Annotated in this window: 23 protein-coding genes and 1 pseudogene; 11 read left to right on the top strand and 13 right to left on the bottom strand. The window is 62.2% G+C overall.

Features of this window, described 5'->3' with window-relative positions; genetic code table 11:
• Window positions 1-40: 40 nt before the first annotated feature.
• Window positions 41-1,288 (bottom strand): LysR family transcriptional regulator, encoded by a 1,248-nt coding sequence (locus C9I57_RS13925; protein WP_107151259.1) that lies wholly within the window; start codon window positions 1,286-1,288, stop codon window positions 41-43.
• A 487-nt stretch (window positions 1,289-1,775) separates the two neighbouring features.
• Between C9I57_RS13925 and C9I57_RS13920 the strand changes: the two genes are divergently transcribed.
• The 4 genes from C9I57_RS13920 to C9I57_RS13905 all read left to right on the top strand — a co-directional run bounded on the left by C9I57_RS13920 (window position 1,776) and on the right by C9I57_RS13905 (window position 4,216).
• The gene (locus C9I57_RS13920; protein WP_181321842.1) at window positions 1,776-2,249 is read left to right on the top strand and encodes a hypothetical protein; all 474 of its coding nucleotides are present in this window, start codon (window positions 1,776-1,778) and stop codon (window positions 2,247-2,249) included.
• A gap of 262 nt (window positions 2,250-2,511) precedes the next feature.
• Window positions 2,512-3,150, top strand: coding sequence for a cytochrome b/b6 domain-containing protein (locus C9I57_RS13915; RefSeq protein WP_107151257.1), 639 nt, complete (start codon window positions 2,512-2,514; stop codon window positions 3,148-3,150).
• Window positions 3,151-3,186: 36 nt separating this feature from the next.
• Window positions 3,187-3,981 carry a molybdopterin-dependent oxidoreductase gene (locus C9I57_RS13910; protein WP_107151256.1) on the top strand — a complete coding sequence of 265 codons (795 nt, stop codon included), beginning with the start codon at window positions 3,187-3,189 and terminating at the stop codon, window positions 3,979-3,981.
• A 13-nt stretch (window positions 3,982-3,994) separates the two neighbouring features.
• The gene (locus C9I57_RS13905) at window positions 3,995-4,216 is read left to right on the top strand and encodes a pentapeptide MXKDX repeat protein (protein WP_107151255.1); all 222 of its coding nucleotides are present in this window, start codon (window positions 3,995-3,997) and stop codon (window positions 4,214-4,216) included.
• A 3-nt stretch (window positions 4,217-4,219) separates the two neighbouring features.
• On the opposite strand, the gene C9I57_RS13900 is transcribed toward C9I57_RS13905, so the two are convergent.
• The 4 genes from C9I57_RS13900 to C9I57_RS13885 form a co-directional block, all read right to left on the bottom strand.
• The gene (locus tag C9I57_RS13900) at window positions 4,220-4,954 is read right to left on the bottom strand and encodes a hypothetical protein (protein WP_146166218.1); all 735 of its coding nucleotides are present in this window, start codon (window positions 4,952-4,954) and stop codon (window positions 4,220-4,222) included.
• Window positions 4,955-5,121: 167 nt separating this feature from the next.
• Window positions 5,122-6,126 (bottom strand): hypothetical protein, encoded by a 1,005-nt coding sequence (locus C9I57_RS13895; protein ID WP_107151253.1) that lies wholly within the window; start codon window positions 6,124-6,126, stop codon window positions 5,122-5,124.
• A 37-nt stretch (window positions 6,127-6,163) separates the two neighbouring features.
• Complete coding sequence (locus tag C9I57_RS13890; RefSeq protein WP_107151401.1) at window positions 6,164-6,763, bottom strand: acyl-homoserine-lactone synthase; 600 nt, start codon at window positions 6,761-6,763, stop codon at window positions 6,164-6,166.
• 258 nt (window positions 6,764-7,021) lie between these two features.
• The gene (locus tag C9I57_RS13885; protein WP_107151252.1) at window positions 7,022-7,465 is read right to left on the bottom strand and encodes a DUF4902 domain-containing protein; all 444 of its coding nucleotides are present in this window, start codon (window positions 7,463-7,465) and stop codon (window positions 7,022-7,024) included.
• 83 nt (window positions 7,466-7,548) lie between these two features.
• On the opposite strand from C9I57_RS13885, the gene C9I57_RS13880 reads away from it, so the two are divergent.
• Window positions 7,549-8,271 carry an autoinducer binding domain-containing protein gene (locus C9I57_RS13880; protein ID WP_107151251.1) on the top strand — a complete coding sequence of 241 codons (723 nt, stop codon included), beginning with the start codon at window positions 7,549-7,551 and terminating at the stop codon, window positions 8,269-8,271.
• A 17-nt stretch (window positions 8,272-8,288) separates the two neighbouring features.
• Here the strand turns inward: C9I57_RS13880 and C9I57_RS13875 are convergent, their stop codons facing one another.
• From C9I57_RS13875 to C9I57_RS13855, 5 genes and pseudogenes are all read right to left on the bottom strand, one after another.
• On the bottom strand, window positions 8,289-10,019 hold the full coding sequence (locus C9I57_RS13875; protein WP_107151250.1) for an AMP-binding protein: 1,731 nt from the start codon (window positions 10,017-10,019) through the stop codon (window positions 8,289-8,291).
• A gap of 91 nt (window positions 10,020-10,110) precedes the next feature.
• Window positions 10,111-10,371, bottom strand: coding sequence for a hypothetical protein (locus C9I57_RS13870; RefSeq protein WP_107151249.1), 261 nt, complete (start codon window positions 10,369-10,371; stop codon window positions 10,111-10,113).
• 281 nt (window positions 10,372-10,652) lie between these two features.
• Window positions 10,653-12,092 (bottom strand): GGDEF domain-containing protein, encoded by a 1,440-nt coding sequence (locus C9I57_RS13865; protein ID WP_258187635.1) that lies wholly within the window; start codon window positions 12,090-12,092, stop codon window positions 10,653-10,655.
• Between the two features lie 282 nt (window positions 12,093-12,374).
• Entirely contained in the window at window positions 12,375-14,636 is a 2,262-nt protein-coding gene (locus C9I57_RS13860; RefSeq protein ID WP_107151247.1) for a multicopper oxidase family protein, read from the bottom strand.
• 244 nt (window positions 14,637-14,880) lie between these two features.
• Window positions 14,881-15,714 (bottom strand): annotated as a pseudogene (locus C9I57_RS13855) (sugar phosphate isomerase/epimerase family protein); the annotation flags it as partial.
• A gap of 290 nt (window positions 15,715-16,004) precedes the next feature.
• Here C9I57_RS13855 and C9I57_RS13850 point away from each other — a divergent pair.
• Window positions 16,005-16,877 carry a shikimate dehydrogenase gene (locus tag C9I57_RS13850; RefSeq protein ID WP_107151245.1) on the top strand — a complete coding sequence of 291 codons (873 nt, stop codon included), beginning with the start codon at window positions 16,005-16,007 and terminating at the stop codon, window positions 16,875-16,877.
• A 70-nt stretch (window positions 16,878-16,947) separates the two neighbouring features.
• Window positions 16,948-18,288 carry an MFS transporter gene (locus C9I57_RS13845; protein ID WP_258187649.1) on the top strand — a complete coding sequence of 447 codons (1,341 nt, stop codon included), beginning with the start codon at window positions 16,948-16,950 and terminating at the stop codon, window positions 18,286-18,288.
• A 62-nt stretch (window positions 18,289-18,350) separates the two neighbouring features.
• On the opposite strand, the gene C9I57_RS13840 is transcribed toward C9I57_RS13845, so the two are convergent.
• Window positions 18,351-19,031: a TetR family transcriptional regulator gene (locus C9I57_RS13840; protein WP_107151243.1), complete on the bottom strand. Its 681-nt coding sequence runs from the start codon at window positions 19,029-19,031 to the stop codon at window positions 18,351-18,353.
• Between the two features lie 97 nt (window positions 19,032-19,128).
• On the bottom strand, window positions 19,129-20,241 hold the full coding sequence (locus C9I57_RS13835; protein ID WP_107151400.1) for a 4-hydroxyphenylpyruvate dioxygenase family protein: 1,113 nt from the start codon (window positions 20,239-20,241) through the stop codon (window positions 19,129-19,131).
• Between the two features lie 455 nt (window positions 20,242-20,696).
• On the opposite strand from C9I57_RS13835, the gene shiA reads away from it, so the two are divergent.
• From shiA to C9I57_RS13815, 4 genes are all read left to right on the top strand, one after another.
• Complete coding sequence (gene shiA, locus C9I57_RS13830) at window positions 20,697-22,004, top strand: shikimate transporter (RefSeq protein ID WP_107151242.1); 1,308 nt, start codon at window positions 20,697-20,699, stop codon at window positions 22,002-22,004.
• A 10-nt stretch (window positions 22,005-22,014) separates the two neighbouring features.
• Complete coding sequence (locus C9I57_RS13825) at window positions 22,015-22,788, top strand: IclR family transcriptional regulator domain-containing protein (RefSeq protein WP_107151241.1); 774 nt, start codon at window positions 22,015-22,017, stop codon at window positions 22,786-22,788.
• Between the two features lie 93 nt (window positions 22,789-22,881).
• On the top strand, window positions 22,882-23,109 hold the full coding sequence (locus C9I57_RS13820; protein WP_107151240.1) for a toxin-antitoxin system TumE family protein: 228 nt from the start codon (window positions 22,882-22,884) through the stop codon (window positions 23,107-23,109).
• Window positions 23,106-23,480, top strand: a complete 375-nt coding sequence (locus C9I57_RS13815) for an HVO_A0114 family putative DNA-binding protein (protein WP_107151239.1) — start codon at window positions 23,106-23,108, stop codon at window positions 23,478-23,480. The genes C9I57_RS13820 and C9I57_RS13815 overlap by 4 nt, the downstream gene beginning before the upstream one ends.
• A gap of 26 nt (window positions 23,481-23,506) precedes the next feature.
• Here the strand turns inward: C9I57_RS13815 and ehuA are convergent, their stop codons facing one another.
• The gene (gene ehuA / locus C9I57_RS13810; RefSeq protein WP_107151238.1) at window positions 23,507-24,367 is read right to left on the bottom strand and encodes an ectoine/hydroxyectoine ABC transporter ATP-binding protein EhuA; all 861 of its coding nucleotides are present in this window, start codon (window positions 24,365-24,367) and stop codon (window positions 23,507-23,509) included.
• Between the last annotated feature and the right edge of the window lie 45 nt (window positions 24,368-24,412).

Here is a 24,412-nt window from a genome sequence, read left to right as displayed (position 1 = left end):
AAATGACAGCGGCGTTCGATGCGCTATGCGGGACGGGGCGCTAGCGACGCACTACGCGCGTCGTGCGCGCGACATCCCCGATCGACAGCCGTATCGCGTCGATGAGCGCACGAGCCGCCGGGGACGGAGCGCCGCCCGCGCGAAGCGTCAGCCCGATGTCGCGGCTCGTCTGACGGCTCGGCGCATCGAGCGCCACGATCTCGCCGGATTGCCGCTCATAGTGCAACTGTTGTGCCGAGGTCACGGCGAGCATATCGGTGCGAAGCAGCAGGCCGCGAATTACGGCCAGGTCGGCCGTTTCGACTGTTGGGGTCGGCGGCCTGATCTTGGCGCGCTTGAAGATCGATTCGAACAGGCCGCGCGCGGGCGACTGCCTGCGCGGCAAGATCCATTGCACGTCGGCCAATTGTTTGACCGTCAGCTCGCGCTGTGCCGCCAGCGGGTGGTCGCGACGCGCCAAGACGACGAGCTCCTCCGTCATCAGTTTTTCGTTCTGGAGCCCGCTTTCGGCATCGTATGGCCTCAGCGCGCCAAGAATAAAGTCGACGTCGCCCGCTCGAAGGCCGCCCACGAGTGACTCGTAAGCGCTTTCGTCCGTCACCACGCGCACGCCCGGATATCGTTCGATGACGCGGGCAATGGCCTCAGGCAGGATGACCGTACGCCCGAGCGGCAATGCGCCCACGGTTACGCTGCCTTGAATGTGACCACGCAAAGCGGCGACGTCATCCGAAAGGTGACGCAACTCGTTCAATGCGCGACGCACGTGCAACAGGAACGTCTCGCCCTCGCTCGTCAACAGCAGCCCGCGCGGATTGCGATGAAAGAGAGGCATGCCCGCGCCGCTTTCGAGAATCTTGATGGCGCTGCTGACGGCCGGTTGCGTGATGCCGAGGGCGCGTGCCGCGCTAGGCATGTGCTTGTGCCGAGCGAGTGTAACGAATAGCTGCAGCCGCCGAGTGTTGAGCAAATACGCCGGCAAGGTTCCCTCGGCCGCCGTATGCCGGCTCCCCCGGCGTGCGCGCGTCCATCGCGCGACTTCCTCCAATTCCCCGAACACGCGCGCACTGCGCTGAAGCACGGCTCGGCATACGCCTGTCGGCAACATGCCGGTAGGCTTGCGGTCGAACAAGCGCTCGCCGAGCGCCGCTTCCGTTTCCTGTACGGCCCTCGTGACGGCCGATTGCGCGCGAAACAGCGCAACCGCCGCCCGGCTGACACTGCCGGTTTCAGCAATCACATGCACCGCGTGCAGGTGGGAGAGGTTCAAAGCATCGTTTTCGTTCATCGGTGACGGGGAGTCGGTGCGATCGTCGGTGCTGTACCGGGCGGCCTGTCGCGTGCGCGCAGTGTTTCAACCATCCGCCTACGTGAGGGGAGTATAGCCACATGGAGGCTGCAGATCGACCGGACGCGTATGCTTGCGACTTGATTTTCGGCCTATCTGTTTCGTTTATCGGGCAGTCGTGGATAGAGAGGCAGCCGATGTCTTTTCGCCGATCGCGCGCCTCGCGCGGAGCTTTGCGCGACAGGTCTTTGCGCGATCGACGGATCGTGCGCACTCGCCATTTGGTAGCCCGCTGTGCAAGGCATCGCCGATCCGCTCACGTTTACCCTCGCTGTCCTCCGATCACCTCTCTTTTCTATTGTTTCGATGCGCCAGGACCGCAGGCTTGTGCGACCGGCGACTGGAAATCAAACATGAGAGGAGAACGACGATGGGTGGCAACTATGGCGCGAGCAACGTGGGCAATGAGAGGCGCTCCGGCGCGCCGATGCAATCGAGTATGCGGCAGACGGTTCGTGCAGGGCTGGCCGGCGGACTGACCGGGGCAATTTTGATTTGGGTCTACGAGGCGCTCGTCTGGGTGGGGGTGCAGCATCTGATGCCGCTCGGCGGCATTCCACGCAATGCGACGGGACTCGTGTTCGGCAAGGACGTACAAGAGGCGCTCGGCGTCTGGGCTTATCTGCTGGGTACCGCAATTCACTTCGTCTTCGCGCTCGCGTGGGGCGTGCTCTTTGCCGTCATTTGGCCGTACTTCCGCCGGCGCGGGTATGAAGCGACGTTTGTCGCGTTGTTCTACGCGATCTTCGCTTGGATCGTCATGCATACGCTGATCAGTATTGCATCCAGCAACCACCCGAACTATTTCGATCCGAACGTCGTGATCGGCGGCTTTATGTCGCATTTCGTCTTCACCGTTCCGCTGGCGCTCGTCGTCAAACGCATGCTGGCGGGGCGGTGATCGCCGCCACGTTGCAAGGCTTCCGTCGTTCATGCGAGTGTTGCCAACACCCGTAAGTGAAAATCCCGCATCCGGAACGGAACTGGGCGCGTATAACGTCGTGTAGCGGAAGCATGCACAAGCGGCGTGTATCGCGCCGCCCAACCTGACATGGAAGCCGGAACGGCCCGGTGACCACTCTCTTGGTGCCTGATGAAGGGGTGCTTTCCGCCAAAACCGGTTTGCCGGCATACCATTGAACGACCCGATTGGGGGCCACACCATGGCAACCTCGCAAGCACGTGAAAGGCCGCACCGGGCGCCCGTACGACGACCCGCACTCGTGCATCCGCTTTGGGTCCGCATCACGCATTGGCTGAATGCGATCGCGGCGATCGTCATGATGCTCTCGGGATGGCAAATCTACGATGCGTCGCCGATCTTTTCGGGGTTCGCGTTCCCGATGTCGATCACACTCGGCGGCTGGCTGGCTGGAGCCTTGCAGTGGCACTTCGCGGCAATGTGGCTCCTGGTAGCGAACGGCATCATCTACCTAGTGCTCGGGATTGCGACGGGGCGTCTCTTCTCCAAGTTCTTCCCGCTGTCGCCCCGCGCCGTCTTGCGCGACGTTGCACTGGCACTGAAGGGCGCACTCTCGCATGCCGACCTCTCGCACTACAATGCCGTGCAACGGCTCGCCTACGTCGTCGCCATTGCGGACTTGATCGTGCTCGTGCTTTCAGGTCTCGCGATCTGGAAGTCGGTGCAGTTCCCGCTGTTGCGCGACATGATGGGCGGCTACGACTCCGCACGCATCGTGCATTTTTGCGCGATGTCCTTCCTGGCCGTGTTTCTCGTCATTCATATCGTGATGGCCGCATTGGTTCCACGCTCGCTGATAGCGATGCTGCGCGGCCGATAAAGCGTGTTCGTCCCGTGGCGCCGAACGGAGGCATCAGTGAAACCGTCCCGAATTCCTATTGACCCCGAGCATCGAGCGCTTTCGCTCGATTCGAAGACGATCCTCGCCGACGCACGTCGAGAGTTGGCCCTGCCTTCGCGGCGCGAATTTGGTAAACGCGTCCTATCCCTCGGCGGCCTGCTGATGATGACTGGGTGCTCGCTCACGGACGACAAATCGGTCAACGCATTCCTCATGAGCGTCTCGCGCATGAACGATCGCGTTCAGGCATGGTTATTCGACGCAAAGCGGCTTGCGCCAACCTATAGCGAGCAAGAGCTGACACGCCCGTTTCCGTTCAACGCGTATTACGGCATCGAGGATGTACCCGAAGTCGACGCCAACAGCTTCAAGCTGAAATTGAGCGGGCTCGTCAGCGGAAAGCGCATCTGGACGCTGCCGGAGCTGTACGCGTTGCCACATGCCGAACAAATCACGCGGCACATCTGCGTCGAAGGATGGAGCGCAATCGGCCACTGGGGCGGCACGCCATTCGCGGACTTCCTACGCCGCGTGGGTGCGGATACGAGCGCAAAATATGTCGGTTTCAAGTGCGCCGACGACTACTACGACAGCATCGATATGCCGACGGCGCTCCATCCGCAAACGCTGCTTGCCTTTCAATATGACGGCGAGACCCTGCCGCCGAAGTATGGCTTCCCAATGAAGCTGCGCATGCCGACAAAGCTCGGCTACAAGAATCCAAAGCACATCATGGAAATCTTCGTGACGAACACGTTCCCGGGCGGCTATTGGAGCGACCAGGGGTACAACTGGTTCGGCGGATCCTGATTGGAGGCAACTCATGAGCAAGAAGGCAATCGCGGCGATCGGCATCGTGCTCGCCGTGGGGGTTTCGCATGCGTTCGCCCAAGAGGCGAGCGGCACGATGTCCGACTCGGAGATGGCGAGTGGCACCATGGCAAAACATCCGATGAAAAAGGACAACATGAAGCACACGCCTCGGAAGAAGGGCGGTGCGATGGACATGAAGCACGAAGCGTCCGGTGCGATGGGGCAACAATGACCGTCAATTCGAATGACGTCCCGGCTGCCACGCGCTCGGCACGGAGCGTAGACGTCCGTCCGGAGGCGCCAGGTCCTTCTGTTCGTCGAGCAACTCATATCTGGAGCAAACGCCGAAACACTGCTCCGCTTCTTGCGCCATTCGTGCGCAAAGCTCATCGGTCGCCCGGTGCACGGCATTGCTATTGCAGCTGTATCGATAAATGAACGCCACGTTGACTGTGGCGTCTGTCCGTCGCCGGTCGAGGTCGAGCAGGTTGGACGGCGACGCCATGGCTCGTGCATGTGCGGCCAATTCGGCAAAGTGAAATTCGAGCCACTCGGAAAAGAAAAGTGCTTCATTGGCGGTCGACAGCATGAACGCCGCGCGGCTGCAGGTCGCCGCGCTGGCGGACTCAGCCGTGCTGATTTCCGGCTGCGGCGAATGCCATGCTTCGCTCGATCGGTTCGGCCGGTCGTCGGCGTGGTCCCCGCGGGCCGGCACATCCGGATACAGATGCCGGCGTGCGTAGACGGCTTGCCAAAACGACAGGTCATCGTCGATGCGCGAGGGCTGCATCGTCAATTCGAGCGATCGTCCGCCTGCACGCACGAGCGCGCGAGGAACGAGCCGCAGCTCGCACAACGTTTCGCCGGCGCAGAGCACACGTGCCGCTCGCGGCAGCCCGAGCTGCGGCAAAGTGGCATCGTCGGCGATGTTCGCGGTGAGACCGTGGCGATCGAGCCGAACGACGGTCATCCGTTGCGCAATATCCGCATACTCGACCGCAATGCGCATACACGCGGAAAAACTGAATTCAGAGGCTACTGCAAGGGGAGTGCAAAGGGGCTGCACGGTCTTTCTCCTTCTCGACGCGGGATGACCGCGCCGTTTACTTCCAATCCGCAGCCGGCATCGGTTTTGCCTTATGCGATAAACCGCAACTCGAGATGGTCGAGCTGTCGTGTGCCGTCGGAACGTGTATGCCACGAGGCACTTCTCTTCTTCGCTTCTATTTCGACCGGCATACAAAGCAACGCGCGCAGCACGGCGACCGCTTGCGCTTTCGCGAGTTGGCGTCCGACGAACTCGAACGCGAGCCCGCCCTCCGCGGTTTCGCGAGGCGCGTTGCGGCGCTGCGTGAAGTTGGCTTGTTTCTCTTCGACGAACGCCGCGACGCGAGACGGGTTGGCACGCAGTTGCGCAAGTAGCTTCGGCCGCTGCATTGCCATGTCGACAAGCGGACCGATCAGGGATGCGCTCGCCTCGCTCCCAACGATGAGCAATTGCATCGCCGCGAACACGATCTCGTCTTCGATCGTGCCCAACTCGGGCTCCCAGCGCGTTTCGAGCACGGCGAAGAGGTTCGGAACGGCGCGCGTGTAACGCGGATAACGATAGGCGTCAGCGAAGATTCTGCGCAGTTCGTCGAGTGCCGATATGAGGTTCGTCAGCCGCCGCGGCGTCAATTGGCTCGGATCGCGTACGACTTCGAGCGTGCGGCGCAAGTGATGGAGCCGGCGACGCTGCTGGTCGGCGAGTCCGGCCCACGCCGCCAACATCTCGGGCCACAGCGGCGCTGCGATCTCCTGCACGAGGTCGAATTGCGAACGTCCCCGCAAGGCAATCAGCTCGAGGCGCGCGCCCACGGTGGCTTGCGCAAGGGCGCCGAGGCGCGCGGTCGCGTCGGGCGGCATCGACCTCATGAGCCAGCGGCCGAACAGCGCATACGCCGAATGCCTTCGCGGAGCGATCAAGCGCGCAGCGGAGGCCGCTGGCCGTGGCGGCAGGTCGATTTCCCAGACAGCGGCCAACGCGCCGAGCGAAGCCAAGACGTCCCCCTCGCGGGCCGACTCGTGGCCGAGCCCGCATGCGGCAATCGTTGCACGAAGAGTGGGCGGCTTGGCCGGCCACGGGACATTGGGCGTCATGAATTGTCCGACGAACCGTACGATTCCATGTCAATTGTCAGATGTTCCGGCTCGCAAGTCCAGCGGGAAGTCCCAACGCGTCGAACGTTTGGCCGTCGATGTCGATCCAGCACGCGACGACCATCCGGCCGTCGATCCGCTGCGCCGGGCCCGCTCTGTGAGCATGGACGCCGATCCGCCGAAACAGGCGTTCCATGCTCGCGAACGTCACGCCGATCAGTTGCCGGGCGCCGAGTTGCGCGGCGCATTCGACGACAGAGGCGAGCATGGGCCGCACCGCCCACGAGGCGCTTTCGTCGCCCGCTGTCTCGGGACTCGCGGCAAAACGCGACAATTCCCAGACATCGGGGGCTTCGGGTGCCGGCATATCGGGGGCCAAGAGAAACGGGAATACGTCTCTCAATAAATAGGGGCGGGTAGTTGGCAGGAGTCGAGCACAGCCGCAAATGGTGTCGGATTCGTCGCGTGCCACGACATAAACAGTATCGTCCCGGTCGTACTGATCGCGCTCGAAGCGGCTGTCGGCGAGCGGAAGATCCCAGCCCAACTGATCGACGAATATTTGGCGCCGGTATTGCGCAAGCGCGGCATCGACGTCGTCGGACAGGCGGCCGTCGCCGTGAACGGAAGTACGCAGCATGGTGTCCTCGTTGGCATTTTCTTTGGATGAGCGCATTACAGCGCGCACCCCGAGGACCGGTAACTGTCAACGTTGACAGGGCATCGCGGGCAAAACATACCCTGCGCCAGGAGCCGCCGATCGCTCCTACGCGGGTGAAAACATTTCGTATTGAGATTGAAAAGCGCCGTCTATTTGCTTATAAATGAGTCCTGTAGCGAAACAGTTGATAGAAGACTGCTGATGGGGGTGAAGTGAAATTAGTGCCGCATTGCGTTATTGCAGTGTGCGATGCGCGATGTCGAATTCGCACGCCAGGATGCGCGCCGTGCGCGCCACCGTGTCGGGCCAATTGAGTCGAGCGAGCCGACGGACGAGCAGACGGGCCGTGCGCGTCATTCCGATATCGACCCCATTGGGATCGATACACATAATGTTGCTGCGGACATCGCCCCAGGCGATCAGCAGGGCGCAAGATGCGCGATCGAGATACCAGTCCCAGCCGACCGTCACGTAAGCGCTTCCGGGAAAGTGTGGGCGATGCCATTCGGTGTAGCCGGCACTGGCGGCATCGATGCCGTCGGCCCGCAACCCCTCGAGCAATTCGTCGTCGACAGCCGACTGGACGTGGCGAAGCTGCAAGGATTCAACCGCCCCTTCGGGGAGGCGGACGTAACCGTCGCGAGACGGGCTGTCTAGCCAGGCGGAAGTTTGTCTCATGCCGCGACTCTAACAGTCGGAAGCCGCCGTGAGACCTGCTAACTATGACAGCTTTGTGTTGTAAGTATGTGTTGTGCGGGGTGATGATGGAGTCGTCAGGCTGGAATGAGAGCTATGAGCAGTTGCGCGAAGCGAAGGACGAGCGCCAGCTCTTCGAGAGAATCGCGGGCTTCGCCAGGAAACTGGGCTTCGAGTACTGCTGCTACGGAATCCGCGTCCCGCTGCCCGTGTCGAACCCTGCCGTGGCGATATTCGATACCTACCCGGCCGGGTGGATGAAGCACTATCAGGATAGTCATTTCATCGAGGTGGACCCGACCGTGCGCGAAGGGATGAACAGCACGGGGCTCATCCTATGGCCAGAGGCCACCTCGAACGCGCCGCGACTGTGGACGGACGCGCGCGACTTTGGTTTGCGTGTCGGGGTCGCCCATTCGAGCTGGGCCGCGCACGGCGTCTACGGGCTCCTGACGATGGCGCGTTCGGCCGAACCGCTCCGGGCCCCCGAAATAGACCTGCTGACGTTGAGAGCAAACTGGCTCGCCAATCTTTCGCATGCGCTGATGAGCGAGTTTCTCGTGCCGAAGCTCGCGCCGGAGGCGCTCGTCGAGCTCACCCCACGCGAATCGGAAGTGCTGCGTTGGACGGGCGAAGGCAAAACGGCCTGCGAAATCGGGCAAATCCTCAACATCTCCGAGCGCACGGTGAACTTTCACGTCAACAACGTGCTGCTGAAGCTCAATGCGACCAACAAGGTGCAAGCCGTGGTCAAGGCGATCGCGATCGGGCTGATCGCGTCCGCCTGACGAATCGTTCGCGTCATTCAGCGACGTTCCGCAAAATCTTCGTCCCAGTACTCGCCGGGCAAATGCACCGGCGCATCGCCGCGCTCGGCTTCTCGACGACGCAGCTCGACGCGGCGAATCTTGCCGGAAATCGTCTTCGGCAGTTCGTAGAGCTCGATGCGGCGGATTCGCTTGTACGGTGCGAGCCGCTCGCGCGAGAAACGAAAGACGCTTTCCACGAGCTCCGGGCCGTAAGTGAAGCCGTGGCGCAGCATAACGTAGGCTTTCGGCACCGAGAGTCTCAGCGGATCGGGGCTCGGCACGACGGCCGCTTCGGCGATTGCCTCGTGTTCGATGAGCACGCTTTCGAGCTCGAACGGACTCAACCGGTAATCGGACGACTTGAACACATCGTCGGCTCGGCCGACATAGACGTAGTAGCCATCGCCGCGCCGCGTGCCGATATCGGAGGTTCGGTAGAGCGCGTCGCGCATGACGTGACGCGTGGCGTCGGCGTTGTTTGCATAGCCCGCCATGAGGCCGAGCGGCGCGCCTGCACCGCGCCCGCCGGACCCATCGAGCATCAGCGCGATCTCGCCTTCGTCCGCGGGCTGTCCGTCGGGGTCGATGAGCGTGACACGATAGCCGGGCATCGGTCTTCCCATCGAGCCGGGCACGATCGGCTGGCCGGGCGAGTTGCCGATCACGCAGGTTGTCTCTGTCTGGCCATAACCGTCGCGAATCGCGACGTGCCACGCGTTCTTGACCCGCTCGATGATCTCGGGATTGAGCGGCTCGCCCGCGCTGGCGATTTCGCGCAACTCGACGTCGTAGCTCGCAAGCGGCTCCTGTACCAGCATGCGCCAGACGGTGGGCGGCGCGCACATCGTGGTGACACGGTGGCTCACGACGGCCTCGAGTGCCTGCCGAGCGTCGAATCGCGCGAAGTTGAGCACGAAGATGCAGGCCCCCGCGTTCCACGGCGCGAAGAAGCAGCTCCATGCGTGCTTCGCCCAGCCGGACGAGCTGATATTCCAATGGATGTCGCCGGGCTGCAGGCCGAGCCAGTACATCGTCGAGAGGTGTCCGACCGGATAGCTTTGATGCGTATGCGCAACGAGTTTCGGTTTCGACGTCGTGCCGGATGTGAAGTAGAGCAACAGCGGATCGCGTGCATTGGTCGTGCCATCGGGCTGGAATTGGGCCGGCGCATCGTAGCCGTCGCTGAAATCGAGCCAACCTTCAGGGCAGCCTGCAGCAGCGGAGTCGCCGCAGCCCACCGCGATCTTCACGAGCGCGGCGTCGAGTCCATCGAACTTGGCCTGCTCGCCGGCATCGGCGATCGCGAATCGCGGCTCCGCCGTTCGCATCCGTTCGCGCACGTCGCCAGCCGTCAACTGCATCGCCGCCGGCAACAGGACGGCGCCGAGCTTCATCGCGGCAAGCATGGTGTCCCAGAGTTCGACGCGGTTGGGCAGCATCAGGAAGACGCGGTCGCCGCGGCGCACGCCGAGGCCGCGCAAGTAGTTGGCGATTCGCGACGAACGCTCCGACATCTGCGCGAATGAAAACCTCTGACTCTGGCCGCTGCCGGCAACGATCCATAGCGCGGACGCGTCGTTGCCGCGCGCCATGACGTCGAAGTAGTCGAGCGCCCAATTGAACGCGTCGAGTTCCGGCCATGCGAACTCGCGATAAGCGCGCTCGTAGTCCATGCGGTACCGCAGCAAAAAGTCGCGTGCGGCCAGAAAGCGTGCCGAGTCTGTCATCCTCGTCTCCTTTGTCTCTGTTTTCGTCAGTCGCGCGTGGCTGCGCTTCTTAGTTATAGCTGGTGACGAAAAGGACGAGGGTGTCGTCGGATCAGCTCACGCCGAGTCCGCGCAGGACGGCGGTGCCGTCCGGAGTCAGTTGGAAGCGGGCGGCGCCGTCGGACGTGCCGATCTGCTCGATCAATCCGGCTTCCTGCAGCATAGGAATTTCAGGTTTCGCTGAGACATCGATCGGCGAGTGCAACAACAGCAAAAGCGTCGCGATCTCATGATGGCTGAGAATGCGGCGCAAAATGGTGCGCGGCTTCGAAGAGACGCTCGTCGACATGGCTTGTTCGTTCGTGTTCGGCATGAGGGCGGCCCTCCATCCTCGGAATGAGTCTCGGAATTCGTCCGACGATGGTGCGCAAGCTAACTTAAGCGATTCTTAAAGCGTGGGGCGTATCGGCATGGTCCGTCGTGTACCATCTTCCCGCTTAACCCCTTGAAATAGAACGCTTTTCATATGTCTTCGCCTGCCTGGGCGTAACACGCTGTTGCATCTTTTGTCGCTAGCGAGACGGGTACAACCGGCGCATCAATAATTGGCTGCCGGCTCGGCGCCGCACCGGCTGAACGCCCGCACGCCGGACACTACACGGCGATGACGCAGTTGCGCCCGTGTTGCTGGGCGCGAGCCAGTCGCTCGTTGGCGGCGCGAATGATCGCCTCGCTCGTCTTGCCGTCGTGCGCGGATTGCGCAATGCCGATGGTCACCGTCACGGAGAAACGCTCTCCGCTTTCCTCAAACTGCGTCGCCTGCACGGCCGAGCGGATGCGCTCCCCGATCATCAATGCAATGTCGAGCGTCGCGCACGGCATCAAAAATAACCACTCGTCGCCACCCACGCGGGCAGTGCCGTTGTAAGGGCGTAGTGCGTTGAGACCGATATCGATGACACGCATCAAAACCTCGTTGCCAGCCTGTTGGCCGAAGCCGTCGTTGATCTGCTTCAAGTTATCGACGTCGAGCGCCAGCAGTGCGAACGGGGCGCCACCGTTCTTGACGCGCTCGATCTCGAGTTCGACCCGCTCGATGAACGCGCGACGACTCACTGCGCCCCTCAGCGTATCGAGAGCCGCCATCTGCTGGAGCCTCTGGTTACTGCGCTGGAGTTCCTGCAAGGCGCTTTCAGTGCGCGTCACCGATTCGTGCAGCCTCGCCAAGAGCTCCTCCTGGCTGTAGATCGTCGAAAACGAGCGCGTGGTATGAAACGCCTGGACGATGCCGAAACTGAGCAGGAAGAAGCCGCCAGCAAAGATCGCATGCGCGAGCCACCACATGTGATTCCATGGCTTACCGAGGATGAACGCGAGCGAGGCCAGCGCGAATGCAGTCACCGATATGCCGAAGATCTGCATCAGCGGCGAGCGGATTTTGCGCACAAGCATGCACGCGACGTTGATGAACGAGATCACCATCGCACCGCCTTCGAGCGACAATCGCGTGCCGAGCGCACCCGCGATCGGCGAGCTCGCAAGCACTGCCACGAGCAGATCAACAATGATGAAAATCACGAACCAAATTGCCCATGACCGGCGATCGCGGCGGCGCGCGATGGGGTCGGACGGGGCCTGATACGAAAACAGTCCCACGAGAAGCAGTATCGCCATGACGAGGCGCGATGCCGGCCCATACAGCAAAAAGAGCCACATGGCGTGATGCGCAAGCGGAGTGAATGCGCCGTGGAGCGCATAGATGATGACGAACCCCGCGAAGCCCAAGGTAAGCCAGCGCAGGATGGGCTCGCCCGAGAGCCTGTAGCATTGCCACGTTACATAGCTGACAAAGAGACCTTCCAAGGTCGCCGCAGCGATGGCGATTTCATGGAACGCGTGGTCTTCGAAGGTCAGGCGAGGATCCTGGAAGAAATACAAATAAGCGATCAGATAGGCAGGCAGGAGCGCGAACGCAATCAACAAGAAGTTCGCATACCAACCCGTTAGGCGGCGAACGACAATTGGCGGGTCGTCCACAGCGGTCGCAACCTGCGTCGTTTCGATCATGATGTTGGCCCACTTCCCGGACTTCATGAATGCGCGGCGCCTCATCGTCGACGATGGGCGGCACTCCGCGCCCCTTGGCGAATTGTAGGAAAAATGGCGGCCTGTGTTTGACGAAAATCTGCAGGACAAGTGCGACAACCACTAACAAGTCTGGAAGTACGTTCCGGTTCGTTCTAAGGCGGGAAAGTCGAAGAGACGGCAATGTGCTACCTCGGCAGGTGAATTTCGTCTACCGCCAGAGCGGCCGAAAATTCAGATTTTCCTGCCATCGTTTATCTCGGCGCGCCATCTAATGTACTCGGGCCGCCGTCACTTCGCGGTAAGGGCCTGGACGTTTGCGGCCCGGCATATCGGTGCAGCAAGTGCGAGTTGGCTCGCGCGCCGCGTGCCATAACGCAGGCCGTCCATGAACGCATCGATACCCGCCTTTGCGCTGGAGAACGTCGTGGAGATGCGCGAGATGAGGGCTGTTGTCGGCGTGACGATTTCGACGTTCTGCATCATCCCCGCGTCCTCGTGATCGAGGATATGGCAGTGCATGACGAATTCGCCAGTGAAGTCCTGGTAGTGCGTGCGCATGACGACCGTATATCCAGCCTTCACAAAGATCGTGTCGAGGAAGACGTCGCGCAGCGCGCAATATTGCTGATCACCGCTGGCAAGCTCCTCGGCCGTGCAGTTGCCGCTCGTATCGAAGATCGTGGCGCCACGGGGATTGAGTATGTCGACGATCTCGAACGGATTCACGTGGATGTGAAACACATGGCCGCCCGCGCCGGCCTTCAGACGCCATTCGTCCGTTGTACCGAGCGTCGCTGTATAGTCGATGCGTGCGGGGTCATAGGTCTGCCCGTTCATCATGAAGTGCAACGCGCCGTTCGAGAAGCCGACGTCCAACAGTATCGATACCTGCTTGTTGATGGGCCCGATAAGCGGTTTTTCCGGTGCGAAGACGTGCGTGTCGAGCGAGCGCAGGTCCGCAAGAACGTCGGAGGGCAGATCGCGATTGGCGTCGACGAGACGGTTTCGGACATATTGCCAGTACTTCGAATGCCCGAGCCCGTCGGGCGCGTACGCTGGGACGTTCGTGCCGGGGCCGACGCGCACGAAGGCAAGCAAGCGCCGGTCTTTCACGTTCCCCGCGCCAGGCCGGAAGTCGATTGTCGTAGCAGCGTCGGCTGCTTCGTCGAGCACGCAGTAGAGGCCGGGCGCAGGAAATGCCATGAGCACATCCCTGCGATAGCCGGGATTCAGCGTTTCGACGTCTTTCTCGACCATGGCGTTGCGCGTCAAGCCGTCATCGGCGATTTCGACTTGCTTTACGACTTCGCCGCTGCAGAGCTGATTGAGCGTGGTCACGCTTTCAGCATGGCTGCGCCGGCTGGCCAAAAGCGCGCTGGCGGCATCCGTTGCCTCGTCGATGTCGTGCACGGTCGGGGCGATGCTGTCGGCGCGGCCGAGCGCTGCGAAATTCGCCCGCACGACTTTCAAGTTGATCGTGTCGCGATTGCCCCCATGCACGAGGCGCCAACGCTGGATCTCGCCAGCCGGCAAAAAGCCTCGTATGGAGGGAAAGTACGGCTGCACTACGCCGTTGATCTGTGTGTAGCGTCCGGAAATAGCCCATGTGGAATTGAATTGTCCCGTGTGACCCGGGCGCGGATCGGCGCGATTGGTCAACTGGTGCGTGTAGTTTCGCAACTCACCGACGCTGCCGCGCGGGCAGACCCATTCGTAGGTGACGGGATCGGCGAGCGGCTCCTCGGCGTTCGCGTCGGCAAAGCAGCCGTATTCGATCTGTTGGAACAGAAAGACGTGCTCGGGAAATGGCTTCCCAAAACGAGCGTCGTGAAGGATCGTATCGATATCTGCGATTCCGCCGTTAGCCCCTCGGCGAGCGGCGGTGCGGTGACCGCGGACGATGAGCACGCCTTCCATGCCGCTTGCGACGTCGATGGCCGTCGAGCCATGCCGGTGCGAGTGGTACCAGAACGTACCAGCCGGATGATCGCGTGGGATCTGATAGACGTAATTGGCCGAATCGCCCGGCGGGACACTGACGAATACGTTGTCGCCGCTCCCCGATGGCGACACGTGCATGCCGTGCATGTGCACGTTCACCGTGTTGAAGCAATGCGGCGTGTCGTGCGCGGCATCGGGCGGGCACGTGTCGGCCGATTCTGGCGGCAACGCGTTATTGAGCCGCAGCTTGAGCGTCTGCCCCGGCTCGACGCTGATTGTGGGCCCCATCGGGCAACCATTGTAGGCCCGCAGCTTGACCTGATCGTAGGCGTTCGTCGATGGGTTATAGATGCGATATGACGAGTAGCCGACGTCAAGCGTGACTGGACGTGAACTATCGAAGACGTAGGTGGCGCCGCCGCATGGCTCGCGCGCGCCAAGTTGCGGGGCACCGCGCGCGACCGCGTGCGCGACACCTGGGGAGTCGACGGCGGGGGTGTCGTCCAGATCGATGAACGAACGTGCCGAGTCGGGCGCACCCGATGAGAGCGTGCTAATAGATAACGCCGCGCAAGCTGCGACCGCGGCAATCAACCGAACGAACCGCATGATTAGACCTGCTTAGCCGTTGACTGTTTTAGCTCTGCGCGACCGGCGCACCGCAGTTACCGCCGATTACTCGACGGAAAGCATACTGATTAAACGGTCGAAAACAACTAAAACCAACGGCTTGTCCGAAACTGGCGGTTCTACTGTTTGCGTAAGGCGTTGTGATAGATCTCTCGTGCCTTCCGACAGATGTCCGATTCGGTCATCCGCGCGTCACATGACTCGGCATCGGCCGCGTCGAGTGCCGCGTCGATTCGGCGGCGAGCAGCGCCCGGGCTCGCTGCTCGAGCTGGAGCAGCGAGCAATAGCCGTCTCGGGCCACGCCGGCGGGCGGTGCGGCACGGTACGCATCATTGAAAATCTCGAGCGAAAGCGGGCCCGAATAGCCCGATTCGATCACACGGGCCGCAAAGCCGACCATGTCGAAATCGCCCTGCCCAGGAAAGCAGCGGTGATGCCGGCTCCATTCGAGCACGTCGAGCGCGAGGCTCGGGGCGTCGGCGAGCTGGACAAAAGCGATTCGGTCGCCGGGAATCGAAGCGATGTCGTCGGCGGAGTCGCCGCGCGAAAAGGTGTGGAAGCTATCGAGGGCAAGCCCCAGGTTCGCATCGCCGACGGCTTGCACGATGCGCCAGGCATGGCCGTGACGATTGACGTGGCGGCCCCAGGCGAGCGCTTCATAGCCCACCACGATACCGGAGCCCCGTGCGGCGCGCGCGAGGGCGCCGAGTTGATCGACGATGAGCGAATCGTCGCCTATCGCATCGCTCGACACGTTGCTGCAAAGGAGCAAGCGGTCGATGCCCAGCTCGTGCATGACGTCGAACGTACGTTGCGCACGCTCGAGATTGTGAGCGAGGCGCTCGGCGCTGACGCCCTCGAAATCGCGAAACGGCTGATACAGCACGAGCTCGAGGCCGAGATCGGCCGCAATGCGCCGGACGTCGGCCGGGGACTCCTTCGCTGTGCGCAGATCGTCGTCGAATATTTCGGCGCCGTCGAACCCGGCTTGCCGGATCGCGTTCAGCTTCTCGACGAGCGTGCCGCTGAGGGACACCGTGGCGATCGAACGTTTCATGAAAAATACTCCGAGAAGGGCGGTCGCGTCGCTCGTCACGGAGCGGCGAGCCAGGCAAGAATGTACGAGTTGATTACATCACACGAGGACGCCGATCCCAATGTCGGCGGGTACATTGTAGTCGATTCTACGGACTAACTAGATGGTACAAATTCGTATAAACCCCAAACGACAAACGAGCGCGAATGCGCGAAACTCTGTCCCGATCGCCGCACGCCGTGTGCCTCGATGTCTCCGTCGGGGTGACGCGTGCGATCAGCGAACGATGATCATGGCTTCTGGAGCTTCATGTGCATAAAACATTCGAGCGCTCGTTTCTAGTCGGGTTGATCGGTGGGGGCATCGGCGGATCGTTGTCCCCCGCGATGCATGAAGAAGAGGCACGGCAACTGGGCATCGGGTATGTCTATCGCCGCGTCGACCTCGAAACGCTTTGGCGTGATGCGCCGACGCTGCCCAAGTTGCTGGCCGCGGCGGAGTGGATGGGCTTCGACGGCCTCAACATCACACATCCCTGCAAGCAGGCCGTCATCCCGTTGCTCGACGAGTTGTCCGACGACGCGCGCGCGCTCGGTGCCGTCAATACGGTGCAACTCAAGGATGGGCGGCGGATCGGACACAACACGGACTGGTCGGGATTCAAGCGCGCGTTCGAGCGCGGCTTGCCGGACGTCGAGCTCGGACGGGTCGTCCAGCTTGGCGCGGGCGGTGCCGGCGCCGCGGTAGCCCACGCCGCGTTGACGATGGGCACTCGCGAACTCACGCTTTTCGATGTCGATCCCGCACGAGCGCAATCGCTGGCCGCTGCGCTGCAGGCACGCTTTTCGTCGGCCCGTGTCAGCGCGGGCGACGGTTCGCCCGAGGCGTTGTCCGACGCGCTTACCGCGGCCGACGGCCTCATTCATGCAACGCCGACTGGAATGGCCAAGCACCCGGGCCTGCCGCTGCCGGCCGAGTTGTTGCACAAGCGCCTTTGGGTGGCCGACGTCGTCTACTTTCCGATCGAGACGGAGTTGCTGAAAGCGGCCCGGGCGCGCGGTTGCCGCACGCTCGACGGCGGCGGCATGGCCGTCTATCAGGCAGCCGGGGCATTCGAGTTGTTTACGGGGATCGCGCCCGACGCCGAGCGCATGTACACGCACTTTCAGACGCTCGTGCGTTGAGCGTGCGCTTTTCGACTTTCGACGATACGAGAAGAGTGGATAGATTAGGAGACAAGTGATGCAAAAGCCCATGTCAGGACTGCCAAACGAGGGTTATACCTCGGCGGGCGCCGCTGCCGGCGCCATGCGCCGATCATCGGCGCGCTATCGGATTCTCGCGCTGCTCGCGATCGGGACGATGATCAACTATCTGGACCGGACGGTTCTCGGCATCGCCGCGCCGCAGCTGACAAAAGAGCTCGGCATCGGCGCGGCCGTGATGGGCATCGTCTTCTCGGCGTTTTCGTGGACCTATGCCGCTGCCCAGATTCCGGGCGGTCTGTTTCTCGACCGTTTCGGCAGCAAGCTGACCTACTATCTCGCGATGACCTTCTGGTCGCTTTGCACGCTCGCTCAAGGCCTCGTGCATGGCGTCGGGGCACTTCTCGCGTTCCGGTTCGGGCTCGGCGTATCCGAATCCCCGTGTTTTCCGACGAACAGTCGTGTCGTGGCGACCTGGTTCCCGCAGCGCGAGCGCGCGCTGGCAACGGGCACTTATACCGTCGGCGAATATATCGGGCTCGCGTTTTTCAGCCCCGTGCTGTTCGCCTTGATGGGTGCGTATGGTTGGCGCACCTTGTTTTTCGTCGTCGGCATCGCGGGTGTCGTGTTCGCCGCCGTCTGGTGGTGGCTCTATCGCGAGCCGCACGAGCATCCGCGTGCCAACCAGGCGGAACTCGAATACATCGAGGCGGGCGGCGGCCTGACGCGCCACGATAGCGGTGCGGCGGCCAAGGGTGCCAATCGCTTTTCGTGGCGAACGGTCGGGCGGCTGCTCAAGCAACGCCAACTGGCAGGCATCTGTCTCGGCCAGTTCGCCGGCAACTCGACACTCGTTTTCTTCCTGACCTGGTTCCCGACCTACCTGGCTACCGAGCGGCACATGGGCTGGCTCAAGATCGGATTCTTCGCGATCCTGCCTTTTATCGCGGCATCAGTCGGTGTGATGTTCGGCGGTTGGCTTTCCGATTCGCTGCTTCGTCGCGGCAAGTCGCCCAACGTTGCGCGCAAGCTGCCGATCATCGCGGGGCTGCTGCTCGCATCGACGATCGTGCTTGCCAACTATGTGAAGAGCGATACGGTTGTGATCGCGATCATGTCGCTCGCTTTCTTCGCGCAGGGCATGGCCGCGCTCGGTTGGACGCTCGTTTCAGATATCGCACCGGAAGGTCTGCTCGGACTGACGGGCGGCATCTTCAACTTCGCGGCGAATCTCGCGGGCATCGTCACGCCACTCGTCGTCGGCTTCGTTGTCGCCGCGACCGGATCGTTCGTCGGCGCGCTGATCTTCATCGGCGTCGTTGCGCTGATCGGCGCGCTCGCCTATATATTCGTGGTGGGTGACATCAAGCGCATCAAGCTCGAGTCGTGAAGATCCTAGACTGACGGTGCAAGATAAAACGGCGCCATTTTGAACTGGCGCCGTTTTTGTTTCTAGGGCTTCGAAACGAAGCGCAACACGGCGTCCACGATCATCTCGCGATGGCGGCTGCGCAGACGCGCATGCGACGGATCGCGGCCGAACGCCGCGCCGAACGTATAGCGGTTCGAGATGCGGTGAAAGCAAAACGAGCTGATCAGCAGATGCAGATCGATCGCATCGATATCGGTGCGAAACGCGCCCACTGCCACGCCGCGCGCAAGCAAGTCTTCGATCGTGGTGACGATGCTGACGTTGCGGCTCTTGAATGCCTTCAGCTGTGCGATGTACTTCGCGCTGTGAACATTCTCGATCGCGATGAGACGCACGAAGTCGCGGTGCTTGTCGTGATAGTCGAACGTGAATTCGACGAGCCGGCGCATCCCTTCGGCCGGCTCGAGCTCCTCGATATTGAGCGCCTGCTCGAGCGTTCGAATATCGCCATAGACCTTTTCGAGCACGGCCTCGTAAAGCCCCTCCTTGCTCTCGAAGTAGTAGTACAGCATCCGCTTCGTCGTGTTCGTGCGCTCGGCGATGGCATCGACGCGCGCGCCGGCGAGTCCCATCGCCGAGAATTCCTGCGTCGCGACGTCGAGGATGTTGCGCTTCGTTTCTTCCGGATCGTATTTGCGCCGGGCTTCGGAGGGGAGGTCGTTGCCGTCGGGCAGGGCTGCCTTTGGTGATGCCTTCTTCATTTCAGGGCGTGTGCGGCTATGACGGGGCATTCTAGCATGGGGCTCTATCGCGCCGACTGTGAACTCGAGCGTTAGCCGCGTCGCGCGGCACTCGCTCTCATCGCGGCAAGCGCGCATGCTCGAGCGCCTGTAGATTGCCCTCGCCGAATCCATGGTGCCCGCGCCGCTCGACGATTTCGAAGAAGGTTTCCGTCGGCGCGCGTTTCACGAACGTCTGCAGAAACAATCGCGGCGTGCCGTCTGCGTCGATTTCTCCGTCGACGAGGATGTTGCGGCGTCGCAGCGCTTCGATGTCGAGCCCATGCCCCGGCAAGCGCTCGTCGATTTCGTCGTAATAGCGTGCCGGGGGGCTCAGAAACTCCAGTCCGTTCGCTCTTAGCGCGTCGACACACGCGATGATGTCGGGACTCGCGAGCGCGATATGCTGAACGCCCTCGCCGGGATGGTCGGGCAGATACTCGTGAAGCAGCCGCGTGCGTGGCGTGCCCTCTTCATAGAGCGGAATCGTGATGCCGCCGCAAGGCGATTGAACGACGCGGGAATCAGCTGACAGGTGCCAGTCCGCATGCAGCGTGCGAATCTCGCGAAAGCCCAGCAGCTCTTGGTAGAAATCGAGCCATTCGCCGATGCGGCCAGCCCCGACCATTTGCGTGAAGTGGTCGACTTCAGTCAAGCCCACGCCGCCCCTCGGCTCGGCGCCGGTTGGCGGCGTTTCGATGGGGCGGAAGTCGACATCGAAGATCGTCTCGTCTCCCGTCGCGCCGCCGCGACCGCGCCAGCGATCGACGAAATAGATGTGTGAGTTGCCGATGCCCTGGATGGCCGGTATGACGAGCTCCGCTTGACCGACTCGTTCGCCCTCGAACGCCCAGGCGCCGAGCTCCGTCGTTCGTTCGAATGCGCGTTGCGCATCGTCGACGCGAATGCCGATCGCGCATATGCCGACGCCGTATTCCTCGGCGTAGCGCGACGCGAACGAATCGGGTTCCGCGTTGATCAGGAAGTTCATGTTCCCCTGGCGGTAGAGGGTGACGGCCTTGCTGACGTGACGTGCCGCCGCATGAAAGCCGAGCTGCTCGAAGCGGCGCGCGAGGGCATCGGGGGCGGGCGCGGCGAACTCCACGAATTCCAGGCCGGCGGTGCCGAGCGGATTGGCGTTCACATGGGCGTCAGCGCTGGATGATGCTGCATTCGAAAAGTCGTCGATCATCATGCCTCCCATCGCCCTGGGCGAGCGGTCAGCGAACAATCGTGAGGATGCGGGCCGTTCATGAGTCTCTCTCCGGGAGCGGGCGGGCGGCCATGCGCCGCGTCGCCCGGCGTGTCGATTTACTTACCGATGCGCATTCGAGGCGCTTCGGCGCAATTTTAACCGTTCAGTACATCGATGTGAGTCAAGGTGTTGCCCGTACGTCAGTCTTCAAAGCTTCCCTCCGTTAGTGCTAACCCCGAGAGCGTTCGATCATCGCACACTGATGTGCGGTCTTCGCCCTCGATTGTCATGCGCTTCGTTGTGCTAAAGTCGCGGGCCGCTTATTCTCCGAGCAACCGTCGCGGGGCGAACCGATCGTAACCGATCCGCTCCGAAAGACCAGGGATGCGGACCGCGCTTTTCGCCGTCGCCGCCTTTCGACGACGGCCATTCGAACAATCCGGAGACGTCTCATGATTCCAGCTGCTCCAACCGCCGGCAAGTCCGGCGCCGTCGCGCCGAGTCGCGCCCGCAAGGCCGCGCTCGGCAGCTTTGTCGGCGCCGTCGTCGATTGGTACGACTTTCTGTTGTACGGCATCGTCGCCGCACTAGTCTTCAACTCGGCGTTCTTCCCGAGCGTCGGCCCGGCGATGGGCGTTCTCGCGGCTTTCGCGACGTTCGGCGTGGGCTTCCTTTTCCGGCCGCTCGGCGGCATTGTCTTCGGGCACTTCGGCGATCGCCTCGGCCGCAAGCGGATGCTCGTCTTGACGGTCATGCTGATGGGGCTCTCGACGGCATTGATCGGCGCGTTGCCGACGTTCGCCAGCATCGGCTGGTGGGCGCCCGTCATGCTCGTCACGCTGCGCGCGATTCAGGGCTTCGCGGTCGGCGGGGAGTGGGGCGGCGCGGCGCTGATGGCGTGCGAGAGCGCCCCGAGCGGGAAAAAGGCCTTCTACAGCAGCGGCGTGCAAGTCGGTTACGGCGTCGGGCTCGTTCTGTCGACGGGTATCGTCTCGCTCATCAGCCAATCGATGGACAACGCCGCGTTCAAGGCGTGGGGCTGGCGTCTGCCGTTCCTCTTCAGTGTTGTGCTCGTCGCCATTGGGCTCTGGATTCGCTCGAGTATGCAGGAGTCCGAAGAATTCGTTCAGAAGGTCGAGCGTGAGCACAAGAAGGTGCGCTTGCCGGTGCTCGAAGCGCTGCGCAGCCATCCCGGGGCGTTCGTGTTGATCATCGCGTTGCGCCTTGCCGAGCTGTTTACGATGTACATCGTGACGACGTTTGCGCTCAGCTATTCGACGACCAAGCTCGGATTGCCGCGTGAGCTGTTTCTTCATATCGGCTTCATCGTCGGTGCGGTCAGTTGCTTGACGATTCCGTGCTTCGCCTGGCTCGCCGATCGACTCGGGCGTCGGCGCGTCTATCTGACGGGCGCGCTGATCGGGGTGCTCGCGGCGGTGCCGTTTTTCCTCGCGCTCGAATCGCGCGCGACGCTGCCGATCATCATCTTTGCTTTGCTGCTCGCCAATTTTTCGCACGACATGGTCGTGAGCGTCCAGCAGCCGATGTTCACCGAATTCTTCGGACCGTCGTACCGTTATAGCGGCGCGGGCGTCGGCTACCAGGTGGCGAGCGTCGTCGGCGGCGGGTTCACGCCGTTCATCGCAGCTGCGCTGGCTACCTTCGCGGGCGGCTCGTGGCATCCGGTTGCCGCGTACTTGATGGGGGGCTGCCTGATTTCGCTGCTGGTTGCCTGGTTCATGAAGAGGGGCGGGGAGTAAGGTTTCCCGCATGAAGCGCAACGAGACGCTCGACCGGCGCGATTGGATCGCCGGACTGGAAAAGGGCCTCGCCATCCTCGAGGCATTCGACGACAAGCATCCGCGCATGACGGCGACTGAAGCGGGTGCGCGGACAGGCTTGTCTCGCACGGCCGCGCGTCGCTATCTGCTGACGCTCGAGCATCTTGGCTACGTTTATACCGACGGCAAGCTCTATGGGTTGACGCCGCGCGTGCTGAGAGTCGGCTGGTCCTACTTCGATTCCGCGAGGCTGCCGCGTCTCGTGCAGCCTTACCTGCAGCAATTGAGCGCGACGCTCAAAGAATCGGTCTATGTCAGCGTGCTCGACGAGTGGGAGCTCGTGTTCATTGCGCGAAACGGCGCATCGCGCGTGATGACGACGGGATTCGTGCTCGGCGCGCGCGTGCCGGCGCCGCTCGCGTCGCCCGGCGTCGTCCTGCTCGCGCACAAGCCCGATCAGGATGCGGTACTCGATTGGCTGAACGCCACCGAGCTCGCGCAGTTCACCCCCTATACGTTGACGAACAGGTCGCATTTGCGAGAGACGATTCGCCGCGCGCGGCTCGATGGGTTTGCCGTCCTCGAGCAGCAACTGCAAGTCGGCGTGCGCGGGATCGCGGTGCCGCTCAAGAATAGGCAAGGCGAAGTCGTCGCCGCGCTCAGCACCAATATGCCGATCGGCAAAGAGACGACGGAAGCGGCCTCGCAGCGCGTCCTCCCGTACTTGCAAGAAACCGCGCTGGCGATGATGAATGTGTTGTAGTCGCCGCCGAGCACCGCTATCAGATTCGGAACCATCTGATAGACGTCGACCTGGAGGTTTGCTGTACTCACGCCAGTCTGCGGCATTTCGACCATGGAGGTTTGGGCCGACGAAAGCGGCTGTATAACCCGCTACAACCTCGCTTACATCAACCACGAACTTTATCAAGGTGACAATGGTCGCGTGATCGGCTACGACAACGCTCACGGCTACCACCACCGACACTACTTCGGCCGAATCGAACCTGTCGACTTCGTCAGTTTCGAGGATGTCGAGGATCAGTTCGCGCGCGACTGGACTGCATTGCGGAGCAAACGATGAGCAAAACACAGATTGGAACCGGCACCGAGGCTGAGTTCTTCGCGCGGGGCAAGCGTCTCGCACGGCAGGCCGATCGCGGCGAACGGCTCGTTGAAACGCGCATCGTCACTTTCGAGAACCCGGCCGAGGTGGCTCAGTTGCTCACACAGGCGCGCATCGGCGTCTTTCGCGCCATAAAGTCGGAGCCAGCCTCGATTACCGGCCTCGCGGCGCGCCTGCATCGCGATCGCAGCGCGGTGAAGCGCGACATCGACGCGCTGCAGGCTGCAGGGCTCGTGTTGGTCGAGACCGCGGCGAATCCCGGTCACGGGACGCAAAAAGTCGTGCGTGCCGTTGCTTCACGCGTCGATCTCCATGTGCTGATTGACTGATCGCTTGGAATTGTTGCCGTCGTCAATCAAAGCGCTTCGCGCACCGCACGCAGGAACTGCCGGGTTCTTTCGTGCTTGGGCGCCGAGAAAAATTCCTGCGGCGGCCCTTGCTCGATAATCTTTCCTTGCGAGAAAAAGCAGACGCGATCGGCGAAATCCCTCGCAAAGCCCATCTGGTGGGTGACCATCAGCATCGTCAAATTGTGTTCCTCGCCGAGCCGCCGAATCACGTTGAGCACCTCGCCGCACAATTCAGGATCGAGCGCGGACGTCACTTCGTCGAACAGCATGACCTTCGGACGCATCGCCAGCGCGCGCGCAATCGCCACGCGCTGCTGCTGTCCGCCCGATAGCTGCGAAGGGTAGTGGCCACATTTATCGGCCAGACCGACGAGCGAAAGCAGATCCTTCGCGCGCTCGGTCGCTTCCTTGCGAGACATGCCGAGCACGTGCATCGGCGCCTCGATCGTATTGTCGAGCGCCGTCATATGCGGAAAGAGGTTGAAGCTCTGGAACACCATGCCGATCTTGCTGCGCACTGCACGCAGGTGCTTCAGCGACGCGGGCACGAGCGCGCCGTTGCGCCGCATGTGCGTGAGCGGCTCGCCGTCGACCTCGATCATGCCGCTCGTCAGCGGGTCGAGCGTCATCAGCACGCGCAGCAATGTGGACTTGCCCGAGCCGCTCGGCCCGATGATCGCGACTTTCTCGTTGCGGGCGACTTCGAAGTCGAGCTCGTCGAGAACCGTCAGTGAGCCGTATCGCTTGGTCACACGTGAAAAGCGAACCATCGGCGACGAAGCGCCATCCGCACCCCGCGGTTCGGTCTTTTCAGTTGCGCCGCTTTCGTCGCGCCGGGCGAGGGCCCGCTCGTCGTCTCGCTTCATCTCTTGCTCCGTCACTGGGGTGGCTAAAGTTGCGGGGGCCGAGCG

Origin of the sequence: Trinickia symbiotica, from assembly GCF_003028655.1 — a bacterium.
Taxonomy (GTDB): domain Bacteria; phylum Pseudomonadota; class Gammaproteobacteria; order Burkholderiales; family Burkholderiaceae; genus Trinickia; species Trinickia symbiotica_A.
This window is presented reverse-complemented; position numbering and strand designations above follow the sequence as displayed.

Excerpts from the sequence above, each read along its gene's own strand:
- C9I57_RS13925 (WP_107151259.1), bottom strand. The coding sequence starts at position 1,288 with ATGAACGAAAACGATGCTTTGAACCTCTCCCACCTGCACGCGGTGCAT.
- C9I57_RS13920 (WP_181321842.1), top strand. The coding sequence starts at position 1,776 with ATGCAATCGAGTATGCGGCAGACGGTTCGTGCAGGGCTGGCCGGCGGA.
- C9I57_RS13915 (WP_107151257.1), top strand. The coding sequence starts at position 2,512 with ATGGCAACCTCGCAAGCACGTGAAAGGCCGCACCGGGCGCCCGTACGA.
- C9I57_RS13905 (WP_107151255.1), top strand. The coding sequence starts at position 3,995 with ATGAGCAAGAAGGCAATCGCGGCGATCGGCATCGTGCTCGCCGTGGGG.
- C9I57_RS13900 (WP_146166218.1), bottom strand. The coding sequence starts at position 4,954 with ATGACCGTCGTTCGGCTCGATCGCCACGGTCTCACCGCGAACATCGCC.
- C9I57_RS13895 (WP_107151253.1), bottom strand. The coding sequence starts at position 6,126 with ATGACGCCCAATGTCCCGTGGCCGGCCAAGCCGCCCACTCTTCGTGCA.
- C9I57_RS13885 (WP_107151252.1), bottom strand. The coding sequence starts at position 7,465 with ATGAGACAAACTTCCGCCTGGCTAGACAGCCCGTCTCGCGACGGTTAC.
- C9I57_RS13880 (WP_107151251.1), top strand. The coding sequence starts at position 7,549 with ATGATGGAGTCGTCAGGCTGGAATGAGAGCTATGAGCAGTTGCGCGAA.
- C9I57_RS13875 (WP_107151250.1), bottom strand. The coding sequence starts at position 10,019 with ATGACAGACTCGGCACGCTTTCTGGCCGCACGCGACTTTTTGCTGCGG.
- C9I57_RS13870 (WP_107151249.1), bottom strand. The coding sequence starts at position 10,371 with ATGCCGAACACGAACGAACAAGCCATGTCGACGAGCGTCTCTTCGAAG.
- C9I57_RS13865 (WP_258187635.1), bottom strand. The coding sequence starts at position 12,092 with ATGAAGTCCGGGAAGTGGGCCAACATCATGATCGAAACGACGCAGGTT.
- C9I57_RS13860 (WP_107151247.1), bottom strand. The coding sequence starts at position 14,636 with ATGCGGTTCGTTCGGTTGATTGCCGCGGTCGCAGCTTGCGCGGCGTTA.
- C9I57_RS13845 (WP_258187649.1), top strand. The coding sequence starts at position 16,948 with ATGTCAGGACTGCCAAACGAGGGTTATACCTCGGCGGGCGCCGCTGCC.
- C9I57_RS13840 (WP_107151243.1), bottom strand. The coding sequence starts at position 19,031 with ATGAAGAAGGCATCACCAAAGGCAGCCCTGCCCGACGGCAACGACCTC.
- C9I57_RS13835 (WP_107151400.1), bottom strand. The coding sequence starts at position 20,241 with ATGATCGACGACTTTTCGAATGCAGCATCATCCAGCGCTGACGCCCAT.
- shiA (WP_107151242.1), top strand. The coding sequence starts at position 20,697 with ATGATTCCAGCTGCTCCAACCGCCGGCAAGTCCGGCGCCGTCGCGCCG.
- C9I57_RS13825 (WP_107151241.1), top strand. The coding sequence starts at position 22,015 with ATGAAGCGCAACGAGACGCTCGACCGGCGCGATTGGATCGCCGGACTG.
- C9I57_RS13820 (WP_107151240.1), top strand. The coding sequence starts at position 22,882 with ATGGAGGTTTGGGCCGACGAAAGCGGCTGTATAACCCGCTACAACCTC.
- C9I57_RS13815 (WP_107151239.1), top strand. The coding sequence starts at position 23,106 with ATGAGCAAAACACAGATTGGAACCGGCACCGAGGCTGAGTTCTTCGCG.
- ehuA (WP_107151238.1), bottom strand. The coding sequence starts at position 24,367 with ATGAAGCGAGACGACGAGCGGGCCCTCGCCCGGCGCGACGAAAGCGGC.